This window comes from Delftia sp. ASV31, from assembly GCF_016428765.1.
GTDB classification, from domain to species: domain Bacteria; phylum Pseudomonadota; class Gammaproteobacteria; order Burkholderiales; family Burkholderiaceae_C; genus Comamonas; species Comamonas acidovorans.
Map to the genome: position 1 here is coordinate 1 of NZ_JAELTK010000135.1, position 10,111 is coordinate 10,111.

The following is a 10,111-nucleotide window of genomic DNA, read 5'->3' on the forward strand; positions in this document are numbered from 1 at the left end:
GGCGTCGGCTGGCTGGTGGGCGCATGGGGCGCAGCGTGCCTGGCGGCAACGGGCTGGCTGCTGGCACCCAGCCCCTGGATGCCGCTGGTTGCCGCCGTTCTCTCCACCGTGGCCACGCTGTGGCTGACCGGGGGACTGCATGAAGACGGATTGGCCGATGTGGCCGACGGCCTGGGCGGCTTTGTCCCGCCCGAGCGCGCACTGGAAATCATGAAGGATTCGCGCCTGGGAGCCTACGGCGCCATGGCGCTGGTGATGGCGCTGCTGGCCAAGCTATCCCTGGTCGCGCTGCTGATCGACATCCGCGTGCAATGGGCGGCCTTGCTGCTGTGCAGCATCCATGTGCTGTCGCGCATGGCGCCGCTGGCCCTCATGCAATGCCTTCCCTATGTGGGCCTGGCCGCCCACTCCAAGGCCTTGCACGCCGCGGGTCGGCCATTGGCTGCCAGGGGCCTGGTCGCGGCAACCCTCTGGTGCCTGCCCGCCCTGGCGCTGACAGGCTGGCTGGGGGGCCTGCCGCTCGTCATCGGCCTGGTACTGCCCGGCGCCCTGGCCACGGCCGCCATGGTGCGCTGGCTGCGCCGTCGGCTGGGCGGCATGACGGGAGATTGCCTGGGCGCTGCCCAGCAGGTCTGTGAACTGGCCATGCTGCTGGGAGCTGCCGCCGTACTGGTGCGCGTGCCATGAACTCCGCCTGCGCCAAACCGGCACCACGCCTTTGGCTGGTACGCCATGCCCGCCCGCTGGTGGCGCCCGGCATCTGCTATGGCCGACTCGACATGCAAGCCGACGCCCAGTCCACGGCCGATGCGGCGCAGGCCCTGCATCTCGCCCTGCCTGCGGATTGCCTGCTGGTGCATTCGCCCCTGCGCCGATGCCATCAATTGGCCCGGGCCCTGCAGGCACTGCGGCCCGGCCTGGCATCGGCGGCGGACAGCCGCCTGCTGGAGATGGATTTCGGCGAGTGGGAAGGCCAGCCCTGGGATGCGCTGGACCGCAGCGCCATCGATGCCTGGGCGGCAGACCTTGCCGGGCACGCGCCGGGCCGGGGAGAGTCCCTGGCGACCATGCTGAGCAGGGTGGATGAGGCCTTGCAGCAGGCGAGCAGGAGTTCGGTGGGCGATGGCGCCGCACGCGACACCGTCTGGATCACCCATGCCGGCGTGGCGCGCTGCGTGCAATGGCTGATGCGCGAAGGCAGTGCCCTGCCCCAGGCGGGCCAATGGACGCTGCCCGCGCCTGACTTTGGCGGCTGGCTGGTGCTGGACCTGCCGTTGCCGCGTTGACCGGGATCAGCGCTTGTCGGGCAGGGGAATCTGCAGCGTGATGGAAGCCGGGCCATCGACCCTGGGACCCAGGCGCGCCTCGCGGCCCGACACCGACTGCAGCACCACGCCGTCTTCCACGGCGCGCCCCACGCGGAAGGGCTTGGCCGGCTGGTTGCCCACGGCGATGACCGCCGCGCCGCCGCCGCTGTCACGCCCGGCCAGCACACCGACCAGCGCATAGCGCGAGACCACAGGCGCTGCAGCGGGGGCGACGGCGCCCTGCGCGGCTGCCACGCCTCCCAGGGCCTGCGCCAGCGCGGGCGCATCGACCTGCAAGGGCTCGGCGGGCGCGGGTGGCACGGGCGCTCCCGCGCCGCCGTTGCCCAGGCGCATGGCCCAGAAAGCCACGACGCCGGCAGCCAGCAGCCAGAGCACGAATGTGGCCGCCTTGACATGCCAGGTCCCGGCCTGGCCGCGGTTCAATGAAAGTGTCACCATCGCGCGATTATGATGGAGCGATATGTCCAATTTGCTGCACCGTTCCATGACCAGCCTTCCCCGCCGTCCGTTGCCTGCCCTGCGCACTGCCGTCCAGCGCGGCTTCACGCTGATCGAGCTGATGGTGGTCCTGGTCATCATCGGCGTGCTGGCGGCCCTGATCGTGCCCAATGTGCTGGACCGCGCCGACGATGCCCGCGTCACGGCTGCACGCACCGACATCACCAACATCTCCCAGGCGCTCAAGCTCTATCGCCTGGACAACCAGCGCTACCCCACGGCCGAGCAGGGCCTGCAGGCCCTGATCGTCCGCCCCACGAGCGGACCGCTGCCCAACAACTGGAAGCCCTACCTGGAAAAGCTGCCCAACGATCCCTGGGGCCGCCCCTACCAGTACCTGAATCCTGGCATCAAGGGCCCCATCGACATCATGTCCTTTGGCGCCGACGGCCAGGCCGGCGGAGAGGGCAAGGATGCCGACATCGGCAGCTGGCAATAAGTCGATGGCCCGGGCGACGGCCCGCAGGGGCCGCGCCGCACCGCACCACAGGCCCGCACTCCCGGCGGGCCTGCCTGCTCTCATGCCCCGCCAGACCGCTCCCCTCCCCCTATCCCCCCCTTCGCGCGGCTTCACCCTGCTGGAGCTGATGGTCGTCATCAGCATCATGGCGATTGCCGCCGCAGGCGTGAGCCTGTCGCTGCGCGACAGCGGACAGGCGCAGCTGGAGCGCGAGGCCGAACGCCTGGCCGCGCTGCTGGAGTCGGCCCGCGCCCAGGCCCGTGCCAACGGCGTACCCGTTCGCTGGCGACCCATGCCGCAGGGCTTTCGCTTCGAGGGACTGCCCGCCAGCGCGCAATTGCCTTCCCAATGGCTGCAGCCCGGTGTGCAGGCGCAGCCGGCCACGCCGCTGGTGCTGGGCCCCGAGCCGCTGATTCCATCCCAGTCCGTCACGCTGACGCTGCGCGACTCCACCAGCCCGCCGCTGCGCGTGGCCACGGATGGACTGCGGCCCTTTGCCGTGCAGTCCCTGCCATGACCGCCCTCCACGGACCGCTCCGAAAGCACGGCGCCCCCAGGCGCCCGGCACGCGGCTTCACGCTGATCGAGGTGCTGGTGGCCCTGGGCATCGTGGGCATTGCGCTCATGGCCGGTCTGCAGGCCACATCGGCCCTGACACTCAATGCCGAGCGCCAGTCCGAGGTGCTGCTGGCCCAGCTGTGCGCGCAAAACGAGCTGGTGCGCATGCGCCTGTCGCGCCAGATGCCGCCCGTGGGCGACAACAGCCTGACCTGCGAGCAGGGCGGCCGGCAACTGCAGGTCCGGCTCAGCGTGCGGCCCACGCCCAATCCCAGCTTCCGCCGTGTCGATGCCCTGGTGGTCACGGCAGAGCATCCCGTGCTGCGCGTATCCACCATCGTGGGACGCTTCTGAATGCGCTTGCGCCACCCCTCCCGCACGCACGGCTTCACCCTGGTGGAGCTGATGGTGGCCATCGCTGTCATGGCCCTGCTGGCCCTGGTGAGCTGGCGCGGACTGGACAGCATGGTGCGCTCGCAGGAGAGCATTCGTGCCCGCAACGAGCAGCAGATGGTGCTGCAGACCGTCATCGCCCAATGGAATGCCGACCTCGAAGCGCTGATGCCGCTTGAAAACACGCAGGTCATCGACTGGGACGGCCAGGTGCTGCGCATGACCCGCAAGAGCAGCGCCGCCGTGGACGACGGCGCCGTGGTCGTCGCCTGGGCGCGCCGCCAGACGGCAGGGCGCGACCAGTGGCTGCGCTGGCAGTCGCCGCCGCTGCGCACGCGCGCACAGTGGCGCGATGCCTGGAACCAGGGATCGCAATGGGGGCGCAACCCCTCGGACGACCAGCGCCGGCGCGAAACCGTGCTGATGCCCCTGGACCAATGGCGCCTGTACTACTACCGCGACAACGCCTGGAGCAATCCGCAGTCCAGCGGCTCGGACAACGGCACGGGCACGGTCAACCCGCCGTCCGTCGGCACCAACAGCAGCGCGCAGCTGCCCACGATTCCCGACGGCATCCGCGTCGAACTGACCCTGCCGCCCGACAGCGCCATTCCTGGCCGCGTCACCATGGACTGGGTCAACCCCTTGCGCTCCAACAGCCGATCATGATGCGCACACCCCGCCCCCTGCCCGGCCGCCGCCTCCACCGTGGCGTGGCCCTGCTGGCCGCCATGCTCACGGTGACCCTGGTGGCAACGTTCGCCGCCACCGCGCTGTGGCAGCAGTGGCGCAGCGTGGAGGTCGAGACCGCCGAGCGCAACCGCATGCAGGCCGCCTGGATCCTGCTGGGTGCGCTGGACTGGTCGCGCGTGGTGCTGGCCGAGGATGCGCGCACCAGCCTGCAGGTGGACCATCTGGCCGAACCCTGGGCCGTGCCGCTGCAGGAGGCGCGCCTGTCCACGTTTCTTGCGGCGCAGAACAATGTCAGCCAGGTCGATGACGGCATGGCCGACATGCAGGACGCCTTTCTATCTGGCCAGATCATCGACCTGCAATCGCGCCTGAACCTGCGCAACCTGCTGAGCGCCCCCGACAAGCCCGAAACCCTGCGCCCGCTGTCCCGCCTGCTGGAGCGCCTGAACCTGCCCCCTGCCTATGCCACGCAGATCATCCAGGCCCTGCGCGCAGCCGCCACCCCTGGCGAGGGTGCGCAGTTCCTGATGCCGCGCACGCTGGGCCAGTTCGGCTGGCTGGGCCTGCCGCCCGAGGTCGTCGCGCGCCTGGAGCCCTACATCACCCTGCTGCCCGAGAACACGCCCGTCAACCTCAACACCGCCAGCGCCGAAGTCATCTGGGCCAGCGTGGAGGACCTGACCTGGTCCCAGGCCAGCCAGCTGGTGCAGCTGCGCGCATCGCGCCCGCTGCGCAGCCTGGCCGATGCCTCCAACGCGCTGGGCCTGCCGCAGAAATTCGAAGGACAGAACCTGTCGGTGGCCACCAGCTTCTTCGAGGCGCGTGGCCGCATGCGCCTGGGCGAGATCGTGGCCAGCGAACGCTCCATGTTGCGTCGCAACAACATGACAGTCACTACCATCTGGCGTGAGAGGGGGGACTGGGGATTGCCCGAAGCTCCCGCACCATGACAGATGGCTGTCACACTCGCCCCCTACAATGCCCGCTTCCGCCCATGAGCACCTTGATTCTTCATCTGCCTGCGGGCCCCGCTGGCGAATACGCCTACGCACTCAGCAGTGACGGCCTGCGCGCCGACCGGCATGGCCACGCCGCCGCAGGCCTGCTGCCCGATCCTGGCCGCACCGGCCAGACGGTTGCCGTGGTGCCGCACCAGGCCTTGTCCTGGCATCTGGTCAGCCTCCCCCATGGCGTGCCTACGGGAAGCCGGCGCGGACATGTGCGCCTGCGCGCCGTGCTCGACGGGCTGCTGGAAGAGCGTCTGCTCGACGAGCCCTCCCAATTGCACCTGGCCCTGCAGCCGCAGGCACGCGCAGGCGAGCCCTGCTGGGTTGCCGCCTGCAACAAGGCCTGGCTCCATGCCCACCTGCAGGCCCTGGAATCCGCAGGGCGGCCCGTGGGCCGCATCGTGCCGGAATGTCCACCCCAGGCCACGCCCCAGCTCTGGGCCGTGGGCTCACCCGAATCGGCCTGGCTGCTGGCCACCGGCCTGAGCACCGCCGCGCAGGGCATGGACTCGCTGGCCTGCCTGCCGCTGCGCACCGACAGTGCCGACCCGGCCATGCTGGCCGCCCTGCTTCAGGCCCTGCCCCCCGACACCCCGATCCAGGCCGACCCGGCGCTGGCCCGCGCCGCCGAGGCCCTGCAGCGCCCCGTCAGCCTGCTGACGGACGCCCAGCGCGGCCTGGCGGCCCGCGCACAAAGCTGGGACCTGGCCCAGTTCGACCTGGATCTGGGCGGCGGCAGCCGCACACGGCGGCGCATGCTCGACGGCTGGCAAAGCTTTCTGCGCGCGCCGCAATGGAAGGCCGCGCGCTGGGGCGCCGTGCTCGCCCTGCTGGCCCAGGTAGTGGGCCTCAATGCCTGGGCCTGGACCGAGAACCGCGCCATCGCGGCCAAGCAGGTCCAGGTGCGCTCCACGCTGGCCACCAGCTTTCCCCGCGTGCCCGTCATCGTCGACGCGCCCGTTCAAATGCAGCGCGAAGTCGCCACGCTGCGCCAGACCGCCGGCGCGCTGACGCAGGGCGACCTGGAGCCCCTGCTGGCCGCCGCATCCCGGGCCCTGCCCGCTGGACAGTTGCCCCAGGCCATGGACTACCAGGACCGGCAGTTGCGCCTCAAGGGCGTCTCGCTGGAGGCCGAGGCACTGGAGCAGGCACAACAACATCTGGCCGGCAGCGGCCTGCGACTGCAGCGCGACGGCGCCGACCTGCTGCTTGCCCAGGAGGCCCGGCCATGAACATGCGCGCATCCCGCCAAAGCCTGGCACCCCTGCGCGCGCGCTGGAATGCCCTGGCGCCGCGTGAACAGAACATGACCCTGCTGGCCGGCGGCGTGGTGGCACTGGCCCTGCTGTGGTGGGTGGCCCTGGCCCCCGCCCTGCACAGCCTGCGCACCGCGCCCGAACGCCATGCCCAGGCCGACCGCCAGTTGCGCCAGATGCAGCTGCTGCAGGCCGAGGCCGAGCAGCTGCGCGGCAATGCACGCCCCGTGGTCGGCGATGCCAAGGCGCTGCTGCAAAGCTCGCTGTCCGCCGAACTGGGAGCCTCCGCCCAATTGAACTGGATGGGCGACCGCGCACAGATCACGCTCAAGGCCGCACCCGCCGCCGCGCTGGCGCGCTGGCTGGCCCAGGTCCGCAGCAACACCCATGCCGTTCCGGCCGAGATGAAACTGGCCCGCAGTGCATCTGCAAGCACTGCCGCCGCCTCCGGCGCAGCAGGCGCAGGCGCTGCCGATACCGTGCGCTGGGACGGCAGCCTGGTGCTGGACCTGCCCGTCGATCCGTCGCGGGCGCCTTGAGCATGCAACGCAAGCCCCGCTCCCAGCCAGCCCTGCGCGCACCGCGCGGCTGGGCGCTGGCCGGTGCCCTGTGCGGCCTGGTGGCCACCACCGTCGTCTGGGCGCCCGCCGCCTGGCTGGCGCGCGGCGTGGATTCGGCCACGCAGGGCCAGGTGCTGCTGCAGCAGCCGCGCGGCACGCTGTGGAATGGCTCGGCCTCCCTGGTCTTCACCGGAGGCGCCGGCAGCCGCGACCGCACGGCCCTGCCCACACGGCTGGAATGGACGCTGCGCCCCCGCCTGGACGGCGCCCGCATACAACTGCGCAGCGAATGCTGCACACCCACGCCCGTGGTGCTGGACCTGCTGCCCCGCTGGCAGGGCCTGAGCGCCGTGGTGCATGACAGCGACACGCGCTGGCCCGCCTCCCTGCTGTCCGGTCTGGGCACGCCCTGGAACACGGTGGACCTGCAAGGCCAGCTGCGGCTGGCCACGCAGGCCCTGCAACTGCAGCTGCTGTGGCAATCGGGCCGCTGGCGCAGCGAAGGCAGCACGCGCCTGGAGGCGCTGGCCGTATCCTCACGCCTGTCACCGCTGCGCCCGCTGGGCAGCTACCGGCTGGACATCCTCGGGGGCGACAGTCCGCAGCTGCAGCTCAGTACCCTGACCGGCGACCTGCGCCTGAGCGGCCAGGGCCAATGGGTAGGCCAGCGGCTGCATTTCCAGGGCGAGGCCTCGGCCAGCCCGGAGCGCGAAACCGCGCTGTCCAACCTGCTCAACATTCTGGGACGGCGCCAGGGGCCCCGGTCCATCATTTCCTTTGGTTGATCCATGACTCAGCAGCACACGACCCCGTTCTGGCGCAACACCCTGCACACGCTGGCCGTCAGCGCCATGCTGGCCTGCACCGCTGGCACCGCCCAGGCCCAGCAGACCAATGCACCGGCCGGCGCCACGCCCAGCCTGCGCCCCGGCGAGCCTGTGACACTGAATTTCTCGGGTGCCGACATCGAGGCCGTCTCGCGCGCCATCGGCGCCATCACCAACCGCAACGTGGTGGTCGATCCGCGCGTCAAGGGCCAGATCACGCTGCTGACCGACAGGCCCGTGCCGCCTGCCACCGCCTACCAGCAGTTCCTGGCAGCGCTGCGCCTGCAGGGCTTCACCATTGTCGAATCGGCCGGCCTGTACAAGGTCATCCCTGAAGCCGACGCCAAGCTGCAGGCCAGCGAAGTGGCCGTGGGCGCGAGCCGCAGCAGCGCGGGCAGCCAGATCGTCACCCAGATCTTCAAGCTCAACTACGAGAACGCGGCCAACCTGGTGCCCGTGCTGCGCCCGCTGATCAGTCCCAACAACACCATCAACGTCAACCCGGGCAACAACTCGCTGGTCATCACCGACTACGCAGACAACCTGCAGCGCATCTCGCGCATCGTGGCGACCATGGATGTGTCCAACGCCACCGATGTCGAAATCATCCCCCTGCGCCATGCCGTGGCCACCGACATGGTGGCCCTGGTCTCGCGCCTGATCGAAGGCGGCACGGCCAGCCCCGGCGGCCTCACCGTGACCGCCGGCGGCGCCAATATTCCGGGCCAGAGCGACAACGCCTTCAAGACCTCGCTGATGGCCGAGCCGCGCAGCAACTCCATCGTGCTGCGCGCGGCCAACCCCGCACGCCTGGCCCAGGTGCGCTCGCTGATCGCGCGGCTGGACCAGCCCGCCATGAACGGCGGCGGCGACCAGGGCAACATCCACGTGGTCTACCTCAAGAACGCCGACGCCGTGGCACTGGCAGCCACCTTGCGCGCAGCCATAGGCGCCCAGGCCACGGCTGCGGGTACGGCCAGCGGCCAGCCCGGTGCGGGCGGCACCACGCCGCAGGGCGGCGGCATGTCCTCCATTCCCACTTCGCAGCCCGTGGTCTCGCGCGACTCCAGCGGCACGGCATCCATGGGCATGGGCTCGTCCTCGGGCTTGGGCAGCAGCGGAGGGGGCGGCGCGCTGGGCGTGGCCCAGCAGCCGTCCACGGGCGGCATGATCCAGGCCGATCCTTCGACCAACTCGCTGATCATCACGGCCCCACCGCCCATCTATCGCCAACTGCGCGCCGTGATCGACAAGCTCGACGGCCGCCGCGCCCAGGTTCTGATCGAAAGCCTGATCGTCGAAATCAAGGACAACCGGCTGGCCCAGTTCGGCATCCAGTGGCAGGCCATGCTCAGCAACAACGGCCGCGTGATCGGCACCCTGGGCACGAACTCCAATGTGGCGGGCGCCAACATCCTGAACCTGCTCGGCCTGGTCAAGGATGGAGGCCTCGATGGCAGCGCCATCACGGGAGACACGTTGTCCAGCCTGAGAGGCACCAACCTCGGCTTCACGCAGCGCGTCAATGGCAAGGACACGCTGGGCTTTCTGGCCAACTTCCTGCAGAACAGCGGTGACGCCAACATCCTGTCCACTCCCAACCTGATGACGCTGGACAACGAGGAAGCGCGCATCATCGTGGGCCAGAACGTACCCATGGTCACGGGCTCGTACGCCAGCAATTCCACGGGCGGCACGGTCAACCCGTTCACCACGGTGGAGCGCAAGGACGTGGGCCTGATGCTGCGCGTGCGCCCGCAGATCAACGAGAACGGCACGGTGAAGCTGGCCGTGTTCCAGGAAGTCTCCTCGGTGGACGAGTCCACGCGCAAGGACACCAACGGCCTGACCACCAACAAGCGCTCCATCGAGTCCAACGTGCTGGTCGAGGACGGCAACATCGTCGTGCTCGGCGGCCTGATCGACGACAACTACTCCCAGGCCGAGGACCGGGTGCCTCTGCTGGGCGACATCCCCGTGGTCGGCAACCTGTTCCGCAACACCAACCGCAAGCGCAACAAGACCAATCTGATGGTCTTCCTGCGCCCCGTGGTGATGCGCGATGCGGCGGCCACCAATCAGGTCTCCTCCGAGCGCTACGAAGCCATCCGCGCCCAGCAGCAAGGACTGCAGCCCGAGCAGAACGTGCTGCTGCGCTCGGTCAACGCCGCGCCCGTGCTGCCCACGCTGACGCCGCAGCCGGACCCCGGCTCGTTCACCAATCCGGCCGCCATCGTCAACGTGCCGGGCGCAAAGCCCGAGCTGATCGACTTCACCCAGCCGCAGCCCGCCGCTCCCGCCGTGCCGGCAGCCCCCGGCGCGCTCTGAGGCAGGAAGGCCCCATGCGCTATCCCCTGCCCTATGCGTTTGCGCGCACCAGCCAGCTGCTGATCGAGGACGACGGCCACGAGCCCCTGCTCTGGCACGGCCCCTCGCCCGACTGGCAGGCCCTGTCCGAAGTCCAGCGCAAGCATGCGGTGCAGCGCTGGCAGATGCTGGATGCGGGCACGCTGGCGCACCGCATCAGCGCC

At 70.2% G+C, this 10,111-nt stretch carries 12 protein-coding genes and 1 pseudogene; 12 read left to right on the forward strand and 1 reads right to left on the reverse strand.

The features are described from left to right. Positions 1 to 687, forward strand: a 687-nt coding sequence (locus JHD82_RS27560) for an adenosylcobinamide-GDP ribazoletransferase (protein ID WP_199139986.1), incomplete at its 5' end; no start/stop codon positions are given. Then, complete coding sequence (locus JHD82_RS27565) at positions 684 to 1,286, forward strand: histidine phosphatase family protein (RefSeq protein ID WP_199139988.1); 603 nt, start codon at positions 684 to 686, stop codon at positions 1,284 to 1,286. The genes JHD82_RS27560 and JHD82_RS27565, both read left to right, overlap by 4 nt. 6 nt (positions 1,287 to 1,292) lie before the next feature. Here JHD82_RS27565 and JHD82_RS27570 read toward each other — a convergent pair whose 3' ends face one another. Further along, complete coding sequence (locus JHD82_RS27570) at positions 1,293 to 1,766, reverse strand: type II secretion system protein N (RefSeq protein ID WP_012207485.1); 474 nt, start codon at positions 1,764 to 1,766, stop codon at positions 1,293 to 1,295. Positions 1,767 to 1,788: 22 nt separating this feature from the next. Here JHD82_RS27570 and gspG point away from each other — a divergent pair, with 22 nt between their 5' ends. From gspG to JHD82_RS27620, 10 genes and pseudogenes are all read left to right on the forward strand, one after another. Then, positions 1,789 to 2,265, forward strand: coding sequence for a type II secretion system major pseudopilin GspG (gene gspG, locus JHD82_RS27575; protein ID WP_012207486.1), 477 nt, complete (start codon positions 1,789 to 1,791; stop codon positions 2,263 to 2,265). Positions 2,266 to 2,347: 82 nt separating this feature from the next. After that, on the forward strand, positions 2,348 to 2,803 hold the full coding sequence (locus JHD82_RS27580; protein WP_199139990.1) for a Tfp pilus assembly protein FimT/FimU: 456 nt from the start codon (positions 2,348 to 2,350) through the stop codon (positions 2,801 to 2,803). After that, the gene (gene gspI, locus JHD82_RS27585) at positions 2,800 to 3,198 is read left to right on the forward strand and encodes a type II secretion system minor pseudopilin GspI (RefSeq protein WP_199139992.1); all 399 of its coding nucleotides are present in this window, start codon (positions 2,800 to 2,802) and stop codon (positions 3,196 to 3,198) included. Before JHD82_RS27580 ends, gspI begins: the two co-directional genes overlap by 4 nt. Beyond that, the gene (locus tag JHD82_RS27590; protein ID WP_199139994.1) at positions 3,199 to 3,906 is read left to right on the forward strand and encodes a prepilin-type N-terminal cleavage/methylation domain-containing protein; all 708 of its coding nucleotides are present in this window, start codon (positions 3,199 to 3,201) and stop codon (positions 3,904 to 3,906) included. It abuts the gene before it with no gap. Continuing rightward, complete coding sequence (gene gspK / locus JHD82_RS27595; RefSeq protein WP_199139996.1) at positions 3,903 to 4,880, forward strand: type II secretion system minor pseudopilin GspK; 978 nt, start codon at positions 3,903 to 3,905, stop codon at positions 4,878 to 4,880. Before JHD82_RS27590 ends, gspK begins: the two co-directional genes overlap by 4 nt. Positions 4,881 to 4,924: 44 nt before the next feature. Then, the gene (gspL, locus tag JHD82_RS27600; protein ID WP_096914023.1) at positions 4,925 to 6,169 is read left to right on the forward strand and encodes a type II secretion system protein GspL; all 1,245 of its coding nucleotides are present in this window, start codon (positions 4,925 to 4,927) and stop codon (positions 6,167 to 6,169) included. Continuing rightward, complete coding sequence (gspM, locus tag JHD82_RS27605; protein WP_199139998.1) at positions 6,166 to 6,732, forward strand: type II secretion system protein GspM; 567 nt, start codon at positions 6,166 to 6,168, stop codon at positions 6,730 to 6,732. Before gspL ends, gspM begins: the two co-directional genes overlap by 4 nt. Positions 6,733 to 6,734: 2 nt before the next feature. Next, positions 6,735 to 7,538 carry a type II secretion system protein N gene (gene gspN / locus JHD82_RS27610; RefSeq protein ID WP_065346788.1) on the forward strand — a complete coding sequence of 268 codons (804 nt, stop codon included), beginning with the start codon at positions 6,735 to 6,737 and terminating at the stop codon, positions 7,536 to 7,538. Between the two features lie 3 nt (positions 7,539 to 7,541). After that, entirely contained in the window at positions 7,542 to 9,908 is a 2,367-nt protein-coding gene (gspD, locus tag JHD82_RS27615; RefSeq protein ID WP_199140000.1) for a type II secretion system secretin GspD, read from the forward strand. A gap of 14 nt (positions 9,909 to 9,922) precedes the next feature. After that, positions 9,923 to 10,111 (forward strand): annotated as a pseudogene (locus JHD82_RS27620) (type II secretion system protein GspE); the annotation flags it as partial.